A 20365-nucleotide genomic window follows, 5' to 3' on the forward strand; every position below is an offset into this window, starting at 1 on the left:
GGGTATATAAACTTTTTAAGTGAGCTAAGATTTATTAATAGATCGAGCCTGGATCTATGTAGCTGGCCTATGTATGATGGGAACGCAAAAGGCATATCTTAAGGGGAAAAAGCTGAATGCAAGTTGCAAGCTTAAGTAAAATGGACCGACTGGCAGTTGCCAGTCGGTCCATTTTACTTTAATTGATAGTTAAGGGTGTGTAATTTCAATCACATCATTCTCGGGTGTTATGTATTCTCCTTTTTGCTGCAAATACCCGTATCGAAGATCGACGCTCATGTATTCAAATGTATTATCTTCTTTGATTACAACCAAGAGTTCTCTATCATCTCTGATTGACATATTTACTGGATCATGGAATGTCAGGCCTAATACCTTCTTCATATCAACTTCAGTTGTGTAAGGAGTAAAGATATAAGCTTTCTTCCAATCATACTCAATATAATCTCCAAGATCCAATGAATTCGTACCTTCCTCTTTTAGCTTGTAGTTTAGATTTTTTTCCAAGGTCTTATCGTGATGAACGGATAAAAAAGGCAAAACTATATAGACAGAGATTCCAGTAATTGCAACTAAGCAAATGATTACTAATAGTATTTTTATTTTTTTTGAAATAGAAATTCGCTCCACTCTTTTCCAGTATATTACTTATTATAATACACTTGGATAGTTGAAGGTATGATAACTTGCTTGGCAGCTTCTTCCCTTTATTAACAACAAGACAGAGCTGATTGACTAATTTCATCATTCAACCAGCGTTCTAGTTAGCGGCATCATAAACAGATTCAAAGCTGGTGATGCCATGATCCCAGTACGAACAGTTCATAAAGTGCGTGCTTCCATCCATCCATTCCTAATAGCGTTACCAAAGTAAATTAAATTGCCGAGTGGAAGCAAGAGATTAACAGCAGTAATCCTGTCACTTAGCTGATGGCCTGCTAGTCACACCCCCCTCGTAATCCTCATTGTGAAAGCAATAGTGTGACACAGTAAGAGAGATATGCAGAATATAACGTTAATCTTACCACTTCACACTAATTGGCATGATTCTTGCTTATTAGTTAAGTGAGGAGGTGAAGGGATGAAAAAATTCATCATCGCATCACATGGCAATCTTGCAAAGGAACTTAAGAACTCTGTTCACATGATCATGGGTGACGCTTATGAAATGGAAGTGGTGTGTATGGATTCCGAGAGAACAATGGATTCAATCAAAGAAGAAATCAGTGAAAAGCTAAACGTTGCGGATGATAAAGATTCTGAATATATCATTCTCACAGACGTGTTGGGTGGAAGCATCGCGAATCTATGTGCTGAATTTACAAGCAGTTCCAATGTTCATGTGATAACTGGGTTCAATCTATCACTTGTATTGGAAATGCTTAGTTTGAAAGATGCAATGACAACGAACGAACTGATAGATCATTGTGTGCATCAAGCGAAAAACGGCATTGTGTATGTCAATGAATTGTTATCCAAAAGTATCCCTCAATAGATAGGAGGAACAGCAATGATTAAACTTGTAAGAATTGATGATCGACTTTTACACGGTCAAGTAGCTTTTGCCTGGTCCCGCCACCTTGATGTGAATACAGTTATTGTTGCAAATGATCAAGCGGCAAGTGACCCGTTAAAGAAAATGACGCTAAATCTAGCAAAAGCACCGGGCAGCACACTTTATGTCAAAACAGTGTCTGAAACCATCGAGATACTTCCAAAATTGGAGGACCCTAAATTCAAAGCACTGATTCTAGTTGATAATTCCAAGGATGCTTTAGCTTTAGTTGAAAGTTACTCCGGTATAAAAAGTATCAATCTTGGCGGGATGCGGATGGCAGAGGGTAAAAAGCTCATTTCCAGAGCGATTGCAGTAGATGAAGATGATAAAGAGAATTTGAACGAAATAATCAGCCGCGGAATTGAAGTGGAAATCCGTCAGGTACCAACGGATAGCAAGAAGCTATACGAAACTGTCGTCTAAACGGGAGGGGGAGTTCTTATGGTATTGGAGGCTATACTCATCGGGTTGCTTGGAGCGATTGGAATCTTGGACGGAAGGATATTCGGACAGATGATGTTTGAACGTCCGCTAGTCATGGGGCCGTTGGTAGGGTTAGTGCTGGGGGATTTCACTACCGGAATCATTGTTGGAGCGACATTGGAACTGGTATGGATGGGGATCGTCGGTGTAGGATCAGCAACACCGCCTGACGTAACAACAGGAGGTATCTTAGGGACAGCTTTTGCCATTATGACTGACAGCGGAGCTGAGGTTGCTTTGGCATTAGCAGTTCCGATAGCCATACTTGCTCAATCTCTTGGCATCCTTGTAAGGACAATCAACACTTCTTTCATACATCGCGCAGATAAATATGCCGAAGAAGGTAATACAAAGAAAATTGTTCTGATGCACTGGCTTGCTGTAGGACTATTTTTCCTGAATGGTTTTGTTCCAAATTTCTTGGGGATTCTATTAGGTTCTGAAGTGGTGGAGGGTATCGTGAACTCTATTCCTCAAACTATCACGGAAGGGCTGCAAGTTGCAGCGAATATGTTCCCGGCATTAGGTTTTGCACTTTTGCTGCAAATGACATTCACTAAGAAATTATCGCCCTTCTATTTTCTAGGGTTCGGTTTAGCTGTGTTTTTCGGGCTCGATATCACGCCTGTAGCCGTAATTGGAGCTATTATTGCGGTCGTGATTTATCAGCTAATGCCAACAGATAAGGACAAGGAGGTGCTTCTCTAATGGAGGAAAAACAGCTGAATCATCAAATGGATGCTGGTCAAGATGAGCTAGTAGATAAAAAAACATTGAGAAGGGTTTTTTGGAGATCATTCCACCTTCAAGGATCCTTCAACTATGAGCGGATGCAAGCTTTAGGCTATCTATATGCGATGATTCCTATCCTGTTAAAGCTTTATCCAAAGAAGAGTGATTTGGCTGCTGCTTTGAAAAGGCATTTGGAGTTTTTCAATACTACTCCTGCTGTTTCAAGTTTCGTCATGGGTATCTCAACCGCAATGGAAGAAAAGAATGCAAGGGAAAAAGGGGTATTCGATTCTTCTTCCATTAATGCGATAAAAGTCGCCTTGATGGGACCATTAGCTGGGATTGGTGACTCTTTCTTCTGGGGAACTTTCCGGGTGATAGCGGCAGGTATCGGAATATCACTTGCAACCCAAGGCAACATACTTGGAGCAATCCTCTTCTTGGTGCTTTACAATATCCCTCACTTCTTCTTGCGTTATAAAGGAACATTCTGGGGTTACAACCAAGGGACAACACTCCTTAGCTCTTTATATGAAAAGGGCAATATGGAGAAAGTGTCGTACTGCGCAGGCATATTGGGATTGATTGTAATTGGAGCCATGACTGGAACTTTGGTACAATTCACAACTCCATTAGAAATCAGCATCCAGGGGGCTGCTGTTAACTTACAGGATACGCTGGATCAAATAATGCCGAATATCCTGCCGCTAGGGCTTACATTGCTGTTATTCTTGCTGCTGAAAAAAGGGATTAAGGTGAACTATATTATGATCGGTATCATTGCTGTCGGTATTTTAGGCAAGTGGGCTGGAATTCTATAAACCTATTGATAGGAAGGGGAAGCATTATGCAAACAAATCTAATGAATCAATTTATCCACGAGGAAAAGGAAGTTCTCACATCAATTTTACAAGGTAAGGAAGATATTATAGGGGACAGCGTGCAAGCTTACACAAATAACGATATCGAAAGTATTTATGTGATAGGTTCCGGAACTTCCTACCATGCTGCATTAGTGGCGAAAGATACGATATCAAAACTACTAAACAAACAGGTATTTGTAATGTATCCAACACATTTTGAGCGGGAGCAACTGCATTTAGGCGGTAAACAGCTTGTTATTGGGATTTCACAAGGTGGCAGGAGCCTATCGACAATTCATGGAATTGAAAAAGCTAAGCAATGGGGGTTTCCTACTATCGGAATTTCCGAGTATGCAGAAAGTGATTTAGCGGAAACGGTAGACTATTTTATCCCTTTATCCATCGGTTCGGTTGAGAGAGCAGGAGCTAAGACAAAAGGATATGTCGGGACCATTCTTACTTTGATTCTCTTCGCTATGCAGGCTTCCGGGAAGCAAGATGAAGAACTGTCAGAGAAACTGCAAACTACTTTCAGCAACCTTGATACGCTGGCTCAAGTTTCTGAGGAATGGTATCAAAAGATTAAGGACGACTTCTGCCATGCAAAAGATATCGCTGTGATCGGATATGGCACAAACTACGCTACAGCACTGGAAGGAGCATTGAAACTCCTGGAAACTGCGAGAGTTCCTGTGGTTGGTTATGAAATGGAAGAATACATGCATGGCGTTTATAACTGCATCAGCCCGGACAGCTTCATCATATTTCTGGCCTCAGAGCACAAAGATAAGGAAAGGCTGCTCAATATGAAAGACTTCTTGGGAAATATAACAGATCATTGTTACGTAATAGGTAAAGAGGGGACCTTTGAAACTTCTGATCAGGATTTAGCCTTCGCATTCCAGGAGCAGGAAGACTTCTCTGCCTTTGAGTATATAGTGCCGCTTCAAATCCTGTCGTCGTTGTTATCAGCTGATAAAGGCATAGATGCAGCAATTCCGAAATTCCCCAACTTCCATACAATGATGGGAAGCAAGGTGGCTAACGTCTAAATATTTTCTAACTATTAAGAAAATTATAGATATAATAGAAAGGTAGAGCTCCAGTAGGACGGATAGGAGAGGATCGATTTGATAAAAGATAACATAATCCAACAAATCTTACATCTGTCTGCTAATCTGCCAGATCAACATAAGGACCAGATTGGAATTGATGCCAGTCAAATTGCAGCATTGATGCAGATTAGCAGAAGTGCTGCAAGCAGGTATTTAAACGAACTTAATCGTTCGGGGGATATGATCAAGGTCAACACTAGGCCTGTTTATTTTCACATGAAGAGACATTTGGAGGATCACTATAATAAATCTGTCGCTCAAACAAGCTTTTCTAGTTACGAAGAGTTATTTCACTACTTGCTTAATGAAGAAACCAAAAAAAGGGATCCTTTCTCTGTATTTATTGGTGCAGAAGGAAGCATGTCCACTCAAATAGAACAATTAAAAGCTGCTATAAGTTATCCTCCAAGAGGTCTTCCAATCATGATTGCTGGAGAAACAGGTGTAGGAAAAAGTAATTTGGCGCGATTGACGTATGAATACGCATTGGAAAGCAATCTTATTGCTCCTGAGAGTCCTTTCCTTACAATGAACTGTGCAGAGTTTGCTGATAACCCAGAGTTAGTCACAGCTAATCTTTTTGGTTATGTTAGCGGGGCATTCACCGGCGCTGTGAAAGATACGAAAGGCATCATCGAGTCTGCTGACGGTGGGATACTCTTCTTGGATGAGGTGCATCGACTATCCGCGGAAGGACAAGAGAAGTTGTTTCTGTTCATGGACCAAGGAGTATTTCATCCATTGGGAGACAACCAAAAGTGGAAGAGATCAGATGTAAGGCTTTTATTTGCAACTACAGAAGGAATAGAAGAAACTTTTCTGCCTACATTCATAAGGAGAATTCCGATCATCACATCGATTCCTTCATTAAGGGAACGATCTGATGATGAGAAGTTTCGTTTAATCTACCTTTTCTATGAAAAAGAAAGCAGGAATATCGGCGTAAAATTAAGTATCCAGCATGATGTCATCCGTGCGCTGATGGCCTATCGTCCAAAAGGGAATGTAGGAGAGTTAAAGAATGTAATTACTACGTCTTGTGCAAAAGCTTATCAAGAATCGATTGATGCTATGGATGATGGAATTCATATACAACAACGCCATTTGCCAAAGGAAATAGTCGAATACTATTTACTGAATAAACAAAAACATGTACTGGAACTGCCGGATGAATTTATATCCATACATCCGGCAGTAAAAATTATAAATGATTTTCCCTTTTTGAACCAATCTACGGGGAAACTAAACCATATATATCAGTCTCTTATAAAACGATTAGCCGGTAATGCGGATCCTAAGGATGACATACCGGAGCTGGCTATCCTCGTTAATCAGGAAATTGACCGAATCATGTACAGCAATCAAAAAGTAATAGAAGAGGTCGAATTTCTTAGCCTGAAACAACTGATTACTACGTACATGGAGTATAGACCAGTGGATAAATCCATTATCTTTCCGGGAAGCTTCACTATCGGGCTGACACATTATCTGTTCGAAGCATGCAGCTCAGCCCTTACAGCTAAAGAAGAGGGCACTGCTAAGCAGGTGTTGGATTCCATTCAGTTAGTGCTGCCGGATGAAGTGACTTACGCCAATAGGATCGTCAACAAAATCAGGGATACCTTTGATGTATATGTTAACAAACTGGATATTGCTGTTATTGCTCTTTATCTCTCAGGGTTAAAGAAAAACAAGAGGACTGACCGAATCAGGTCGGTCATCGTTGCACATGGTTTTGCCACAGCAAGCAGTATAGCCCATGTAGCAAACAGTGTACTTGGCGAGAACATATTCGAGGCTTTCGATATGCCATTAGAGGTGTCTCCTATTGATATTATTCATAAGATAGAGGATTATATGGAAGCTATTGATACGACCAATGGTGTCATTTTTCTAGTTGATATGGGCTCACTGACAGAATTGCAAAACCATTTGCAACCTAAGGGTCCAGGTGCTATTGGATTATTAAATAACATTACAACATCCATGGCTATTGAAGTCGGAGAATCAATCCTGCGTGAAGATAAAATAGATCAAATACTTAAGCACGTCACAGCATCCATCAAACCAACCTACAAACTGATTAAAGATGAACATAATAAGAACAATGCTATCATTACAACATGTGGTACTGGCATGGGTACTGCGGTGAAAATTAAAGAGCTCCTTATGAAAGGCATTGGCAACACGAAAAACATCACAGTACTTCCTTATGATTTCTTAAGTTTAAAGAATAATGGGCTTAAGGAACATGTCTTTACTAGTTATAATGTTTTGGGGATTGTAGGTACTCTTGATCCGAAGGTGCCGCATATTCCCTTTCTAGCTATGGAAGACATTATTTCAGAGAAAGATACGAATAAGCTGAATGAAATATTCAGTGGGATATTGCCGCCTGCAAAGATTGAAGAATTAAATGAAACAATGCTGAAGCTTTTCTCTCTCGAAAGTGTTATTCACCATTTAACAATTCTTAATCCTGACAAGCTTATTGATAATTTGAGCGATATCCTAGGAAAAATCCAGCAAGAATTGAACATTACGTTCTCAAATCCTACTTTAATGAGTTTATATATTCATATGAGTTGTCTCGTTGAAAGGCTAGTCAAGAAAAGCCCTATTGAATATTACTCTGATATGGAACAATTCGGGGAAGAACACAAAACGTTCGTTCATCTGATGAAGCGTATATTCTATAGAATCGAAGAGAATTACGGCGTAGAAATTCCCTTGTCGGAGATCGGATACATTTATGACATTATAAAAATCAGAAACGAATCCTTTGTTTATTAGTGAAAAGAGGGAGATAGTATGCTCTTAGAGAAATTTACAGTTACAGATAAAATGGGTATTCATGCTCGTCCTGCAACAATGCTAGTTCAAGCAGCAAATAAATTTAAATCTAATATTCATCTTGGGTTTGAGGAAACAAAAGTCAACATGAAATCTATTACTGGTATCATGACACTTGGAATAACAGAAGGAATGATTATTGAAGTTATGACAGAAGGAGAAGATGAACGGAAAGCGTTTCAAGCATTATGTGAGTTGATGGAAAGAGAAAGTATAGGAGTGTCTGTGAAAGCTATCAGTTAAATGTAATGAAAGCATCAAGAGTTATTTCTCTGATGCTTTCCTTTTTCTTTACGAATTCTAGAATCCTCAAATCCTAATTCCATTCGATATTTCGCGACTGTTATCCTGGATATAGCGATGGAATGCTTCTGGAGTAAGGCTGTAATTTTTTGATCTGATAAAGGAGAGGATTTCCGCTCATTTTCAAGTAATTCTTTCATTTTCTCCTTTATCTGATGTACGGAATGGAAAGCATCCGTCTTCGTACTAGAGACTCCTTTGGAGAAGAGTTGTTTGAAAGCAAAGAGACCGCGGGGTGTTTGCAGGTACTTATTGCTAGTTGCTCTGCTAACAGTTGATTCATGGACTTGCGCAGCGTTTGCAATATCTTTTAGCGTCATGGACTTTAAGCAAGTTGTACCTTCTTTAAAGAAATCTGGTTGGAATGCAAGTATCTCCTTCGTTATGTTGTAGAGAGTCTGTTGCCTTTGTGCCAGTCCTTTAATCAATTGAGAGGCTGCATAGATACTTTCTTTTGCGTATCGTTTCACTTCATTTGATGGGTCGTTATGAAGCATGGCTGAAAAGGAGGGGTCAAGTTTTACGACTGGCAAATGCGCTTGATTCACAATAATGCTAATGCCACTTTCTGTTTGTCTTAGAATCACATCTGCTGCAATATAATGAGTAGGCTTTGTATGGAAGTTCATAGCAGGATAAGGGTTCAGTGACTTGATTTGCAATTCTGCCTCATAGATGTCAGATAGTTCTACACCGAGTAAGGTTGAAAGTATTTCATATTCTTTTTCTGCCAGCAGTCCCAGATGCTCATCCACAATCTTATAGGCAAGGGAATCATCGGATTTTATTTGCAGGAGAAGGCATTCGTGCAAGTCTCTAGCTCCAATCCCTGGGGGATCTAGAGTTTGAAGTATAGCAATTGCATCATCTAATTTCTCACTCTTGATACGTAATGAAGTCGCAGCATGTAACCTATCCAGAATCAGATAACCCTTATCATCTAAACTTCCTATTAGATAATATAATACGGCTCTTACATCAGGAGAAATGGATAATAGAGAAATTTGATGCTTCAGATTTTCTGTCAAAGATTCTTCTGATACCATTCTGTCGTATGTATCAGCTGCAGCGGAAGTATTTGACCTGTTGGATTCCCGGTCGTTGGAAGGAGATGCGTCTAATTGAAGGGCGGGATTGGACTGAATCTGATCCTGTATATATTCATTAAGCTCAGCGGATGAGAACTGTAAAATAGAAATGGATTGCCTAAGAGATGGTGTCAAAGTAAGGGCTAGCTGCTGCTTTTGTTTGAGACTGACATGCATAGACATTAACTTCACCCCTGAATTGATTGATAATTCTAATTTTACACAGCTGTACAGCAGAAGGCTATACGATTTTTTATACCGAGGATATACTGCTTACTATCATGGAGTTACATCCATTTGTTCAAGGTATCAGTAAAGACTTTTCCTAAAAGCGTTGACAAGGCCGTATAACTTTAATAAAATAATACAAGACGTTACATTACATATCGATTCCGTAGCTCAGTTGGGAGAGCATTACCTTGACAGGGTAGGGGTCGCTGGTTCGAGTCCAGTCGGAATCATCAATGGAAAAGCCTATAACCTCAGTGGTTATAGGCTTTTTTATATTCTTATTTATTTTGGAGATAGGTATTAAGAAAGGAAAGTTTTATCAGAAGAAAAGAACGGTTTTATTTAGGATTGCTACTGCAATTGTAATAATCTGAACAAGAAAAGTCCCAGAATTTATCAGGGACCTATCAATTATTAATATGAGTTATTTTGTGGATTTAATAAAGAATCATGTTTTCCTTTCGGGATGTCTTGATCAGTATGGTTATCTCTGATACTAAGTAGGAGTATCTTATCTAACTCTCGCCTGTGAATATATGAGTAAGTGTAGTTAGGTTCATCCTTATATACCAAATATACCTCATATCTGCCTGACTTTGATTCCCATACAATATCTTTTGATTTAAGATCACTATCCGAAATTCCTAGTTGCTTAAATACAATTTCATTAATCTCTTCCTTCTCCCAAGGGGAACCGTTTGCTGCAAAGTAAATCCAAGTACCAATTGTTGCAATTATGATAACGGGGATCGAAACCAATAGGGATTTTTTCAAATTTACCATATCCTTCAAAAATATGTATTTTTATCTAAATAAGTCTATTACAATAGAAATATAACATACAAGGAGGAGAAAAATGCGTAAATTTATTGCTTGTTGTGCAGTTTTGCATTAATTATGTCGTTAGTAGTTTTTTATCCAAACAACAGTGTCGAAGCGGAAGAGTATGATGAAAATTTAAGCGAAGAACAAGAGGTTGAGGTTCTCACTGGAGAAGAATTTAAACAGTACAAAGCCGAATGTATGTTTAATCCAGAAGATACATATGAAGTCGTAGATTCAGATGAGAATACCTTCTCTATCGCAAAACTTAGAGGTTATACGGGTTCTACTGGAGATATCTTGGTCACACAGGTATCATGGTATCCCGAGGAGAAGTATTGCATATACCTGGACCTAAACAAAAAGTTAAAATAAATTCAATATCAGAATAGAACAGTAGGTACAATAAAACGAACGTATTACAGGTAAGGAAACAATCTGTTGCTGTAGAAGCAGCACGGTGGGCAAAAAGCAATTACAAAGATGGTAGTAATCCGGGATACAGTCTAAAGGAAGCCTGTACAGCAAAAGCCCTACATATTGCTCAAAGATAGTTTGGCATGCCTTCTATTATGGCACAGGTTCAAAAAAAGTAATGCGTGTACCTGTTGATAGAAAGGTCCTACCATATGCAATGAGTAAGTATTTCTATCATGCTTATAAACCAGTAGTAGTAGTTCGTGAGCATGGTGAAGCACTTTAATATTATACAATGTAAGAAGACCGCATTTATTGCGGTCTTCTTTCTTTTTAAGTTTAACAGCAATAGTCGGACAAATTGCGAACATTAGGGGTACTGAACTGGGTACTTTTTAATGATAAAAGTATTAACATTTACTCAGAGGCAAAAAGTCCTCTGGGAGAAGCGCCTTTCCCTTATCAAGACGTCCTCGCCTAATCTTACAGTGATTTATGATCTGCTCTGTAATAAACTTAGCATCAAATCCAACACCCTGTAAAAGTGCCGATCCACGTCGATACTGCCAAGGAAGTCCGATGAAGTAAAGGCTATTCTCTCGAGTGATACCTCTTTTAGGTATTACTTTACCTTCTTCTATAACGCCATCCACCTCTAACCAAGGATATGAGCCTTCAAATCCTGTTGCCCATATAATATTATTAACCTTAATTTTAGAGGTATCTGCAAATATAAGTTCATTTCTTTCTGTGTTTACTAACCTCGGCTTTACTTTGATTTCTTGATTTTTTATAGCATTTTTGAGTTCATAGCCAAAGATAGGATCACCTTTTCTTTGAATAGCATTTCCGATGAAGTAGCTCGCGCTTGCTTTTAATATGCCTACCTTATCAAACCACCAGAAAATACTCCTACTATTAATTGTCAGGGGTAAGTAGGTTAATTTACTGCTAACTGATAAAAATGTTTCCCTATCTTTAGCTAACTCCACCGCTATCTGTGTGCCACTATTCCCGCCGCCGACTACAAGCACATTTCCTTTGATGAGTTGGCTTGGATTTTTATATTGAGAAGAGTGAAGTTGGTTAATACAGAGTGATATATCCTTTGAAAGTGTAGGTATCTTAGGAGTTTGAAAAGCTCCAGAAGCAATTACAATACTCTTTGCTCGAAAATCACCTTTATTGGTTTGTATCAAGTAAGTATCATTAATGTGTTTGAGGTTTAGTACTTCTGTATTGAGAGAGATAGGAAGAGCGTGTATTGTAGCATATCTTTTAAGGTAATTAGCTACTTCATTTTTGTCAGTTAAGCCGTGTTGGTCTCCCTCAAAGTCTAATCCTGGCAGAGCATTGTACATCCTCGATGTGAACAGAACCAAGGAGTCATATCTACGTCATATCTACTTCTCCAACTCGCACCAACCTCATTTTCTTTATCTAGTAGAATAAAATTCTGTTGTTTTTGCTTTAGATAATACCCTACAGCAAGTCCTGCCTGACCTGCCCCAATTACGATAGTGTCACAATGCATTTGTATCCCTCCATTAACTTTGTTTATATGTGCATATATGAATATAATAAGTGAAGAAAAGGGGTTCTACCCCTTTATTCCTTAACTCTTAGTAATCTTAAGCTATTTAATGTAACAAGTAATGTAGCTCCCATATCAGCGAATATAGCTATCCAAAGTGTTAACCATCCAGGAACCACTAATAACAATGCCAAGAGTTTTATGGCTAGTGAGAACGTGATGTTCTGCTTAATAATCTGCAATGCTTTTCGGCTTAATTTAATGGTGTATGGTAACTTACTTAAATCATCTGACATTAAAGCAATATCAGCAGTCTCAAGCGCTGTATCCGTTCCAGCGCCGCCCATAGCCACCCCAACGGTAGAAGCAGCTAATGCAGGAGCATCGTTTACGCCATCTCCGACCATTGCTACACTGTTATGATCGTTGCGAAACTTTTTAATGAAATTCAGCTTATCCTCTGGTAGTAGATTTGCTTCAATGCCAGATACACCAACTTGCTTGCCTATTGTATAGGCAGTCATCTGATTATCACCAGTAAGCATTACCGTATTAATACCAAGATCATTTAAGCTACTGATTACCTTTATTGAGGAATCTCTTATTTCGTCGGCTACAGCAATTAATAGTTGTATCTCTTTTGCAGTTCCTAAGATCATTACGGTCTTTCCTTCATTTTGCAGCTGCTCAATCTGACTGTTGAGATTCTTATCAATCGTTTGATGCAGTTCTGAGAAGAGAGTAGGGCTACCAACATAATAAATTTCATTGTTAACAACGGCTTTAACACCTTTACCAGTAATGGACTGAAAATTATTGACTTGAATTGAGCTGAAATTTACATTGTTTGTTTCTGCTTCTCTAACAATTGAAGTAGCAAGGGGATGCTGCGATCCATTTTCAATTGCCGCCGTTATAGCTAATAACTCATCTTCTATACCGCCAAAGGTCACTAGATTTGTGACAGTTGGAACACCTTTAGTTAAAGTTCCTGTCTTATCAAAGGCTATAGCTTTTAAGGCTCCAACTTCTTCTAAATGGATGCCGCCTTTGATCAATACACCTTTTCTTGCTGCATTACCTATAGCGGTAACAATAGCAACTGGTGTGGAGACAACCAAAGCACAAGGACAACCTACTACCAATACAGCTAAGCCCTCATAGACCCATGTACTCCAGTCTGCATTAAACAGAAGAGGTGGAATGGTGGCAATTAGAAGTGCGATAATTACGATTGCTGGTGTATAGTACTTTGCAAACTTATCAACGAAAGCTTGAGAAGGCGCTCTTTCTGCTTGGGCTTCTTCCACAAGGTGAATGATTTTCGATAGTGTAGTATCTTCTACTCTTTTGGTAACTTTAACTTCAAGTAAACCTTCTTCGTTCAGAGTTCCTGCAAATACTTCATCTTCGACTACTTTAGTCACAGGGACACTTTCGCCAGTAATCGCTGCTTGGTTAAGGGTTGAGATACCTTTCGTAACAACGCCGTCCATCGCTAACTTTTGTCCCGGTTTGACAATCATCGTATCGCCAATTTGTATATCTTCCACACTAACCATAAGTTCTTTGCCGCTTCGGCGGACCAATGCTTCATTAGGAGCAATGTCCATTAATGATGCAATGGAATGGCGAGCCTTATCCATTGAATATCGTTCCAATGCCTCACTAATAGCAAAAAGGATTACTACCGTTGCACCTTCGCCCCATTCGCCTATAATGGCGGCACCAATAATCGCAATAGTCATAAGTGTGTTCATATCAAAACTTAAGCGGCTTAGGTTCTTAAGTCCTTTTATAAAGAGAGAAAAGCCACCAATTAAAATAGCTGCTCCATAACCTACTGTCGGTATAAGATGTTGATCTCCGTATTGCGTACTCAATCCCCAACTTAGTAGGACCAGCAAAGCGGATATATAGACTTTGATGTTTTCTTTTTGCTTCCAAAAAGGAGGACGTTCAACTTTCTTTTCTCTCTCTTCCCGGATTTTTAGATTCTCAAAAGCACCGGCCTTTTCTAAATCTTCAATTGTTGTATCGCCGTTAACATAGATCTTTGCCGCACCAAAGTTTATTTTTGCATCCTGGACTCCTGGCAATTCTTTAACGTTACGTTCGAATTTAGCAGCACAGTTAGAGCAGGAGAGCCCTTGTACGCGGTATGCTTTCATCTCTTCCTCGGTTAATCCTATATTCTCATTAGACACTGACTTCCACCTCGTTTTGATGAGCAAGCGCAATCTCCATAATTTGTTTGATATGATCATTGTCTAAAGAATAAAAAGCGAGCTTTCCTTCTTTTCTATACTTAACAATTCCTTGCTTATGAAGGGTCCGTAAATGATGGGATGCATTAGCAACAGTGATTCCTAAAACATTAGCAATGTCACAGACGCAAAGTTCGTCATCTTGGCATAATATATAACTAATTTTAGCTCGATTTTCGTCAGCAATAGCTTTCAACATTTGAGCAACACTTAGTATATTGACTGACTGCAAATCCTCTTGTATACGGTTTACCTTCTTCTCATCGTAACAATATATTTCACAGGTATCCTTCTTGCTCACAACAATCACTCCCACGTCATTCAAATATCTATTTGAATATAGTTTAACTTAATTTACATTATATTCAAGTAGATACTTGAATGTTATGGATATATTTTCAGATAAGTCACACACTTCACTTGTATATCAAAAAAAGTTGATGTATTATTCGCTTATAAACATCAAAAATATTTGATGTAAGGAGGTGGCGTTATGGAAACAAAGGAGCTTGTACTAAGTGATTATCAGGGAATATTCAAAGCTTTAGCTGATACGAAACGTTTGGAGCTACTACAGTTATTATCTGGATCACCAGAGGAACCTATTTGTGTTTGCGACCTTACTGAATCAATGGAAATGGCTCAGTCTAAGCTTTCTTACCATCTTAAGATTCTTCTCGATGCGGACTTAATTATGAAAGAAAAGCGTGGTACGTGGAATTATTATGGATTAAATCCATCTATGTTGAACCACATACTTTCGGAAGAACTTTGCTGCTTATTCAGAGGTCCAGCGGTAAAAGCTGAGAAATGCTGTACCAACTAAATCAAAGGGGTGAAGTAATATGAGCAATCAATTACCTGTAGTAATTATTGGTGGCGGTCCTGTAGGCTTAGCGGCTGCGGCGCATTTAGTGGAATATGGTTTACCCTTTGTGATTTTGGAAAAAGGGGAAAGCGTAGGAAGCAACATTCTAGAGTGGGGTCACGTTCAATTATTTTCTCCTTGGGAGTACAACACGAATCAAGCAGCAACGAAGCTATTATCTGAAACGGAATGGCAACATCCGGATAAGGATAAGTTGCCAACTGGTCAAGAGTTAGTAAATGACTATCTAAAACCACTTTCACAGCTACAAGTAATGCAAGAGAAGATACGCTTTAATTCCAAGGTTGTTGCTTTAACTAAAGATGGTGCGGATAAATTAAAGTCTGATAACCGAAATGAACGAGCGTTCGTTGTCCATTATAAAAATGGATCTAAATTAGAGAAGGTAAGGGCTTCAGCAATCATAGATGCAAGCGGAACTTGGCAAAATCCAAATCCTCCTTATGCTGATGGAGTGTGGCTTGATTCTTCAATAAGAGATTCAGTACATACAAATATTCCGGCAGTGAAGCAGCAACCAGAAGTATTTAAAGATAAGCATGCTGTTGTGATTGGTTCAGGACACTCTGCATTGAATACATTGCTGAACCTAGCGGAGCTGAAAGCAGATTTTCCATCAACGAAGATATCTTGGATTCTTAGAAGAGAATCACCGGTATCTGCATTTGGAGGAGAGGAACAAGATCAACTTGCGGCCCGAGGTGCATTACGATCAAGCGCACATAAGCTTGTGGAACAAGGTGTTATAGATGTATCCGCTCCGTTTAATGTAGAAGCTATTGATTATGACGGATCCAAATATACATTAAGCAGTAAGGAAGGAAATGTTATCTCTTCCGTTGACGAAATTATAGTTAATACAGGTGCGCGGCCAGACTTTAGCTTCCTACGAGAAGTCCGGTACGTAATCGATCCGATTGTAGAGAGTACACCGGCATTAGCACCGCTTATCGATCCAAACTTGCATAGCTGCGGAACAGTTCGTCCTCATGGAGAAGAAGAGCTGAGACATCCAGAAAGCAATTTTTATGTTGCTGGTGTTAAAAGCTATGGTAGAGCTCCAACTTTCTTGCTTGCAACTGGCTATGAACAGGTTAGATCCATTGTCGCTTCCATAGCAGGTGATGCTGAATCAGCTAAGCAAGTGAAATTGAAACTTCCGGAAACCGGTGTATGTAAGACTAATATCGTGACTGTAAAACAACAAAGTTGCTGTGGGTGCTAAGGTAATGAAATCAGTACTAGTACGAGATTTAAATAAAAACGATTGGGAGAGCGTTAGAGACATTTAAAAAATCGGTATAGAGAGTGGAAACGCTACTTTTGAGACTAATGCTCCCGATTGGGAATATTGGAACAACGACAAGTTGTCGTTTGGCAGACTGGTTGCAGAGATTGAGGAAAAGATAGCGGGTTGGGTAGCATTAACTCCTTATTCCTCTCGCCAAGTGTATAGTGGTGTTGCAGAAGTTGGTATTTACGTTGATCTAGAATTCCAAGGTAATGGTATAGGGTCTACATTGTTAGAAACAGTGCTTAGTGTTTGTGAGAAAGAAGGACTGTGGACAAGTTGATCAATGAGGGAGGAATGCTTATATGGAGAATAATACATATAAGTTTGAAGAAATAATGGAGGTTTTGATTAAATCTTGGTCTTTAGAATCTAGTTCAAAATGGAGTGAGGACAATCCTGCAAAAGGGCAATGTGGCGTAACCGCATTAGTTATAAATGACTTATTAGGTGGAGAAATAAAGAAAACCAAATTGCCAGATGGATGGCATTTTTATAATATTATAAATGGGAAGCGGACTGATTTTACAGATTCTCAATTTACAGAAGAAATCTTATATATGAACATTCCTTCAAGTAGAGAAGAAGCATTAAAAGATACTAATGAAAAACAGTATAACCATCTAAAACAAAACGTTTTACTCAATTTAAAAACATTGATATCACGTTAGAAATTACAGGAAATATTTATAAGGATTATAAAACACCCCAAACGGGTGTTTTTTTATTGTATATAGAAAAAAACTTAAACTTAATTCGATTGATGGAGGGGGGGATGATGTAGATGGCTAGACCTCGCAATCCGAAGCGGGATGTAGCCTTTCGCTTATGGAAAGAAAAAAATGGAACCAAGGCTTTGAAAGAGATTGCAGCCGAACTGGATGTTGGTGATTCGCAGATTAGAAAGTGGAAGAATCAAGACCGCTGGGAAGATCAGTTGAATGGTAACGTTACTAAACGAGGCGCTCCAAAAGGGAGCAAGAATGCGCTTGTCACTGGTGAGTATGAATCCATCTATGGAGATGTGCTGTCAGAAGATGAACAAGCACTTTTTGGCGGCTCCAAGATGTATCAAATTAAAACCGGCTTGTATATTACTGCTTCCACTAAGTATCTAAAAGTACGCAAATAAGTCTCGATTTTATAGTTATGAAGTTAGTCTTGTAAACCATTGCACTCTAGAATATTACAATTTAGGTAATCTAATGCTACAATAAATTGGTCAATTAATATGACAGTATTTCATCCTATATATTCATGAAGGGACTGAACTATGCGCAGATATCAAAGCTTATACCATACCAAAATTTAACTTAAATAAATGGAGGTTAAGCATTTGATAGTCAATACTATTCAAACCAAGAGATTAATGTTAAGAAAGATGGATATGTGTGATGCAAATTCATTATTTGCTATTTGGTCAAATCCTAAGGTAACAAAATATATGAATATTGAAGGGTTTACTCGAATAAAAGAGGCGGAAGAAATGATTGCCTTTTTAAGTGATTTATCTGAACGAGGAGAAGCCATAAGATATTCCATCATTGAAAAGAATTCTAATACTATCATAGGATCGTGTGGTTTTAATTCACTCAATTTTGAGGCAAATACAGCTGAAATTGGATATGATTTAGATAGTCAATTTTGGAACAAGGGTTATGGGACAGAAGCAGTCAACGGTTTAGTTGATTATGCCTTCCATCGACTTAACCTAAAAATAATCGAGGCGAAAGTAGACCCCAGAAACATACTATCTATAAAGTTATTACAGAAACTAAATTTCGAGTTACAAGGTATTGTAGAAGAGAATGCAGGTCAAGCTGATGATCTTTATCTTTACACAAAAGAATCTCACATACAAAAGAGCCTTAACGGGTGGAGCGTACCGTCACAAAAGGACTGACAGTGAGCGTGTTCCAAGATGTATCAAATTATATCCGGTTAATGTATCACCGCTTCCAACAAGTATGTAGAAGTACGATAGTAAAAAGCCCTTTTCTATTCGGAGAGGGGCTTTTTTAATTAGGCCGTTTTCCAAAAGATTGTTTTTGAAACGGGATTAGCTATGGAGGGAGAATCCCAAAGAAAAGCCTGGTTACTTGACTTAGAAAGAAATGACATTGCTTTGCAGTAGGAAGACTAATATCATTCAATATAGTATAAATCAATCAGCTGTAGTGGAAGAGGGTTTTTATATGATAAAAAGCAAATGGGGGACTTATGTTAGCTATAACATATCGCAAAAGGTGTAAGCTTGGATAACTCATTTATACTTTTATTCATCATTCGTCCTCATAGTTCATTTATCACAGTGTAATTTTAATCCTTCATGAGATGTCTTAAATCCTAACTTTTCATAGAATTGAATTGCGTCGGGTCTGTTTTTATCTGTTGTAAGTTGAACTATATGACATCCACGTTTTTTAGCACGTTGGATTGCCCATTGAATTAACTTGGATCCTATGCCTTTACCACGTTCTGAGGATTTAGTACGAACACCTTCAATTGTAGCTCTCCATCCTCCCTGATAAGTAATGTACGGAGTAAATGTAATCTGCTGAACGCCTATTATCTCTTCGCCAAAACAAGCCACAATTAATTCATTATTTGGGTCAGAGTCGATAGATTGAAATGCTTTTATATAACTCTCTGGTAAAGGTTGTTTATAAAGCTCTCTCTTGTTTCCTAAAACGTCATCTGAAAGCATATGCACAATTTCGTCAAGGTCTTGCATTTTTGCCTCTCTAAATGTGACTTGTTTTGGTTCCAATAAAATTCATCCTCCTAGTAAGCATATTGTTATTTTGTTTCTTAAGGTTGAATTATTAAGTTTAAGCGGGACGTATTCAAAAACCTAGTTCTCATTCTTAATCTATGGGAACCGATTACTTAAAATACCATCTAATGTTTTATATCAATACATTTTCATCTTGCTCCCTCATATAATTATCAGCTATATTGTCAGGCAAGTTATCTATAGAAAAATACGAATTTCTTTTGATTCACTATAGTCAACCTTGATTTCCCCGCTTGCATCTTTCGTATAATAAACAGCCGTAGCCGCATAAAGCTCGTCACCATTTGAAACTTTTAAATAATACTCAGAACCAGAAAATACATTTAGTAAAATTAAGTTTTACACTGTTATCCTGTCTCTTCAAAGACTTCCTGTGTTGCTGCTTCTTCATAACTTTCTCCTAAATCCATTAAACCACCAGGTTAATCCCCAGAATCCATCATGTCTTTCTGCAGTAATACCTCATTTTGTTCGTTTAGGATAATAACTATAGAGCCTGGTAAGATAAAATGCACTTTTTTTTTAGAATATCTATATGTATTTTATTAGAAGTGGCTCTTGAATAGCAAATTCAAGTAAAGGTTTTTTGTTGCAAATACAACAAAAAACCTTTACTATTTATACATAGAAAAAATAAACGGAGTTGTATATATGAAGGAAATTCTACGCGAGATAGGAATGATAGCTCGGGCATTGGATTCTATAAGCAATATAGAATTCAAAGAATATGATCTTGCCAGGGGACAGTATTTGTATCTCGTCCGAATTGTTGAAAACCCAGGAATCATTCAAGAAAAACTTGCAGAGATGATTAAAGTTGATCGAACAACGGCTGCACGTGCAGTTAAAAAGCTAGAGATTAATGGCTTTATCAAGAAGAAAAATGATGAACAAAATCAAAAAATCAAGAAACTTTTCCCGACAGAAAAAGGAGAGCAGGTCAATCATTTCATAAGAAGAGAAAATGATCATTCGGACAAGGTTGCATTAGCTGGATTATCTGATCAGGAAGTAGAAAGCCTTTACTATCTTCTTCAAAGGGTTAGAAAGAATATTGAAATAGACTGGGAATATGTGAAAAAAGGAAACAAACGAGACTATTGATTAAATGAGGGAGCTATA

The 20365-nt window shown here is 38.3% G+C and carries 21 protein-coding genes, 1 tRNA gene and 2 pseudogenes; 16 read left to right on the forward strand and 8 right to left on the reverse strand.

The features are described 5' to 3' along the window. Nucleotides 1–189: 189 nt before the first annotated feature. Complete coding sequence (locus tag ACH6C1_RS12700) at nucleotides 190–507, reverse strand: hypothetical protein (RefSeq protein ID WP_374077556.1); 318 nt, start codon at nucleotides 505–507, stop codon at nucleotides 190–192. A gap of 574 nt (nucleotides 508–1081) precedes the next feature. On the opposite strand from ACH6C1_RS12700, the gene ACH6C1_RS12705 reads away from it, so the two are divergent. From ACH6C1_RS12705 to ACH6C1_RS12735, 7 genes are all read left to right on the forward strand, one after another. After that, nucleotides 1082–1495 carry a PTS sugar transporter subunit IIA gene (locus ACH6C1_RS12705; RefSeq protein ID WP_374077558.1) on the forward strand — a complete coding sequence of 138 codons (414 nt, stop codon included), beginning with the start codon at nucleotides 1082–1084 and terminating at the stop codon, nucleotides 1493–1495. Between the two features lie 15 nt (nucleotides 1496–1510). Then, a complete protein-coding gene (locus ACH6C1_RS12710; protein ID WP_374077560.1) occupies nucleotides 1511–1981 on the forward strand; it encodes a PTS sugar transporter subunit IIB in 471 nt (156 codons plus the stop codon). 18 nt (nucleotides 1982–1999) lie between these two features. Further along, the gene (locus ACH6C1_RS12715; RefSeq protein ID WP_374077562.1) at nucleotides 2000–2749 is read left to right on the forward strand and encodes a PTS mannose/fructose/sorbose/N-acetylgalactosamine transporter subunit IIC; all 750 of its coding nucleotides are present in this window, start codon (nucleotides 2000–2002) and stop codon (nucleotides 2747–2749) included. Next, entirely contained in the window at nucleotides 2749–3594 is an 846-nt protein-coding gene (locus tag ACH6C1_RS12720) for a PTS system mannose/fructose/sorbose family transporter subunit IID (protein WP_286160778.1), read from the forward strand. The genes ACH6C1_RS12715 and ACH6C1_RS12720 overlap by 1 nt, the downstream gene beginning before the upstream one ends. A 26-nt stretch (nucleotides 3595–3620) precedes the next feature. Further along, nucleotides 3621–4688, forward strand: a complete 1068-nt coding sequence (locus ACH6C1_RS12725; protein WP_374077564.1) for an SIS domain-containing protein — start codon at nucleotides 3621–3623, stop codon at nucleotides 4686–4688. A 78-nt stretch (nucleotides 4689–4766) separates the two neighbouring features. Continuing rightward, nucleotides 4767–7544, forward strand: coding sequence for a sigma 54-interacting transcriptional regulator (locus tag ACH6C1_RS12730; protein ID WP_374077566.1), 2778 nt, complete (start codon nucleotides 4767–4769; stop codon nucleotides 7542–7544). 18 nt (nucleotides 7545–7562) lie between these two features. Continuing rightward, the gene (locus ACH6C1_RS12735; protein WP_374077568.1) at nucleotides 7563–7847 is read left to right on the forward strand and encodes an HPr family phosphocarrier protein; all 285 of its coding nucleotides are present in this window, start codon (nucleotides 7563–7565) and stop codon (nucleotides 7845–7847) included. 14 nt (nucleotides 7848–7861) lie between these two features. Here ACH6C1_RS12735 and rpoN read toward each other — a convergent pair whose 3' ends face one another. Then, nucleotides 7862–9178, reverse strand: a complete 1317-nt coding sequence (rpoN, locus tag ACH6C1_RS12740; RefSeq protein ID WP_374077570.1) for an RNA polymerase factor sigma-54 — start codon at nucleotides 9176–9178, stop codon at nucleotides 7862–7864. A 205-nt stretch (nucleotides 9179–9383) separates the two neighbouring features. Between rpoN and ACH6C1_RS12745 the strand changes: the two genes are divergently transcribed. Further along, nucleotides 9384–9456, forward strand: a tRNA-Val gene (locus ACH6C1_RS12745). A gap of 184 nt (nucleotides 9457–9640) precedes the next feature. Here the strand turns inward: ACH6C1_RS12745 and ACH6C1_RS12750 are convergent. Further along, nucleotides 9641–10000 carry a DUF3139 domain-containing protein gene (locus tag ACH6C1_RS12750; RefSeq protein ID WP_374077572.1) on the reverse strand — a complete coding sequence of 120 codons (360 nt, stop codon included), beginning with the start codon at nucleotides 9998–10000 and terminating at the stop codon, nucleotides 9641–9643. A gap of 123 nt (nucleotides 10001–10123) precedes the next feature. On the opposite strand from ACH6C1_RS12750, the gene ACH6C1_RS12755 reads away from it, so the two are divergent. Then, on the forward strand, nucleotides 10124–10423 hold the full coding sequence (locus ACH6C1_RS12755; RefSeq protein WP_374077574.1) for a hypothetical protein: 300 nt from the start codon (nucleotides 10124–10126) through the stop codon (nucleotides 10421–10423). A 539-nt stretch (nucleotides 10424–10962) separates the two neighbouring features. Here the strand turns inward: ACH6C1_RS12755 and ACH6C1_RS12760 are convergent. The 3 genes and pseudogenes from ACH6C1_RS12760 to ACH6C1_RS12770 all read right to left on the reverse strand — a co-directional run. Next, nucleotides 10963–11999, reverse strand: a pseudogene (locus ACH6C1_RS12760) (flavin-containing monooxygenase); the annotation flags it as partial. A gap of 74 nt (nucleotides 12000–12073) precedes the next feature. Next, on the reverse strand, nucleotides 12074–14170 hold the full coding sequence (locus tag ACH6C1_RS12765) for a heavy metal translocating P-type ATPase (protein WP_374077816.1): 2097 nt from the start codon (nucleotides 14168–14170) through the stop codon (nucleotides 12074–12076). 28 nt (nucleotides 14171–14198) lie between these two features. Then, nucleotides 14199–14567 (reverse strand): ArsR/SmtB family transcription factor, encoded by a 369-nt coding sequence (locus ACH6C1_RS12770; RefSeq protein WP_374077576.1) that lies wholly within the window; start codon nucleotides 14565–14567, stop codon nucleotides 14199–14201. 192 nt (nucleotides 14568–14759) lie between these two features. On the opposite strand from ACH6C1_RS12770, the gene ACH6C1_RS12775 reads away from it, so the two are divergent. The 6 genes and pseudogenes from ACH6C1_RS12775 to ACH6C1_RS12800 all read left to right on the forward strand — a co-directional run bounded on the left by ACH6C1_RS12775 (nucleotide 14760) and on the right by ACH6C1_RS12800 (nucleotide 18349). Continuing rightward, nucleotides 14760–15092, forward strand: coding sequence for an ArsR/SmtB family transcription factor (locus ACH6C1_RS12775; RefSeq protein WP_374077578.1), 333 nt, complete (start codon nucleotides 14760–14762; stop codon nucleotides 15090–15092). 19 nt (nucleotides 15093–15111) lie between these two features. Continuing rightward, nucleotides 15112–16380, forward strand: coding sequence for an NAD(P)-binding domain-containing protein (locus tag ACH6C1_RS12780; protein WP_374077580.1), 1269 nt, complete (start codon nucleotides 15112–15114; stop codon nucleotides 16378–16380). A gap of 76 nt (nucleotides 16381–16456) precedes the next feature. Beyond that, nucleotides 16457–16729 carry a GNAT family N-acetyltransferase gene (locus ACH6C1_RS12785; protein WP_374077819.1) on the forward strand — a complete coding sequence of 91 codons (273 nt, stop codon included), beginning with the start codon at nucleotides 16457–16459 and terminating at the stop codon, nucleotides 16727–16729. A 22-nt stretch (nucleotides 16730–16751) separates the two neighbouring features. Then, nucleotides 16752–17117, forward strand: a complete 366-nt coding sequence (locus ACH6C1_RS12790) for a YunG family protein (protein WP_374077582.1) — start codon at nucleotides 16752–16754, stop codon at nucleotides 17115–17117. A gap of 113 nt (nucleotides 17118–17230) precedes the next feature. Continuing rightward, nucleotides 17231–17503, forward strand: a pseudogene (locus tag ACH6C1_RS12795) (phage terminase small subunit-related protein); the annotation flags it as partial. Nucleotides 17504–17785: 282 nt separating this feature from the next. Next, entirely contained in the window at nucleotides 17786–18349 is a 564-nt protein-coding gene (locus ACH6C1_RS12800) for a GNAT family N-acetyltransferase (protein WP_374077821.1), read from the forward strand. Nucleotides 18350–18745: 396 nt separating this feature from the next. Here ACH6C1_RS12800 and ACH6C1_RS12805 read toward each other — a convergent pair whose 3' ends face one another. Both ACH6C1_RS12805 and ACH6C1_RS12810 read right to left on the reverse strand, forming a co-directional pair. After that, entirely contained in the window at nucleotides 18746–19180 is a 435-nt protein-coding gene (locus ACH6C1_RS12805) for a GNAT family N-acetyltransferase (RefSeq protein WP_374077824.1), read from the reverse strand. Nucleotides 19181–19590: 410 nt separating this feature from the next. Continuing rightward, nucleotides 19591–19653 (reverse strand): hypothetical protein, encoded by a 63-nt coding sequence (locus tag ACH6C1_RS12810; RefSeq protein ID WP_374077826.1) that lies wholly within the window; start codon nucleotides 19651–19653, stop codon nucleotides 19591–19593. Nucleotides 19654–19894: 241 nt separating this feature from the next. Here ACH6C1_RS12810 and ACH6C1_RS12815 point away from each other — a divergent pair, with 241 nt between their 5' ends. After that, the gene (locus ACH6C1_RS12815; protein WP_374077584.1) at nucleotides 19895–20347 is read left to right on the forward strand and encodes a MarR family winged helix-turn-helix transcriptional regulator; all 453 of its coding nucleotides are present in this window, start codon (nucleotides 19895–19897) and stop codon (nucleotides 20345–20347) included. Nucleotides 20348–20365: the final 18 nt, after the last annotated feature.

The sequence above is a fragment of the Terribacillus sp. JSM ZJ617 genome (assembly GCF_044383785.1).
Classification (GTDB): Bacteria; Bacillota; Bacilli; order Bacillales; family Amphibacillaceae; genus Terribacillus.

Excerpts from the sequence above, each read along its gene's own strand:
- ACH6C1_RS12790 (WP_374077582.1), top strand. The coding sequence starts at position 16,752 with ATGGAGAATAATACATATAAGTTTGAAGAAATAATGGAGGTTTTGATT.
- ACH6C1_RS12735 (WP_374077568.1), top strand. The coding sequence starts at position 7,563 with ATGCTCTTAGAGAAATTTACAGTTACAGATAAAATGGGTATTCATGCT.
- ACH6C1_RS12710 (WP_374077560.1), top strand. The coding sequence starts at position 1,511 with ATGATTAAACTTGTAAGAATTGATGATCGACTTTTACACGGTCAAGTA.
- ACH6C1_RS12705 (WP_374077558.1), top strand. The coding sequence starts at position 1,082 with ATGAAAAAATTCATCATCGCATCACATGGCAATCTTGCAAAGGAACTT.
- ACH6C1_RS12815 (WP_374077584.1), top strand. The coding sequence starts at position 19,895 with ATGAAGGAAATTCTACGCGAGATAGGAATGATAGCTCGGGCATTGGAT.
- ACH6C1_RS12805 (WP_374077824.1), bottom strand. The coding sequence starts at position 19,180 with ATGCAAGACCTTGACGAAATTGTGCATATGCTTTCAGATGACGTTTTA.
- ACH6C1_RS12755 (WP_374077574.1), top strand. The coding sequence starts at position 10,124 with ATGTCGTTAGTAGTTTTTTATCCAAACAACAGTGTCGAAGCGGAAGAG.
- ACH6C1_RS12775 (WP_374077578.1), top strand. The coding sequence starts at position 14,760 with ATGGAAACAAAGGAGCTTGTACTAAGTGATTATCAGGGAATATTCAAA.
- ACH6C1_RS12765 (WP_374077816.1), bottom strand. The coding sequence starts at position 14,170 with ATGAAAGCATACCGCGTACAAGGGCTCTCCTGCTCTAACTGTGCTGCT.
- ACH6C1_RS12715 (WP_374077562.1), top strand. The coding sequence starts at position 2,000 with ATGGTATTGGAGGCTATACTCATCGGGTTGCTTGGAGCGATTGGAATC.
- ACH6C1_RS12720 (WP_286160778.1), top strand. The coding sequence starts at position 2,749 with ATGGAGGAAAAACAGCTGAATCATCAAATGGATGCTGGTCAAGATGAG.
- ACH6C1_RS12725 (WP_374077564.1), top strand. The coding sequence starts at position 3,621 with ATGCAAACAAATCTAATGAATCAATTTATCCACGAGGAAAAGGAAGTT.
- rpoN (WP_374077570.1), bottom strand. The coding sequence starts at position 9,178 with ATGTCTATGCATGTCAGTCTCAAACAAAAGCAGCAGCTAGCCCTTACT.
- ACH6C1_RS12780 (WP_374077580.1), top strand. The coding sequence starts at position 15,112 with ATGAGCAATCAATTACCTGTAGTAATTATTGGTGGCGGTCCTGTAGGC.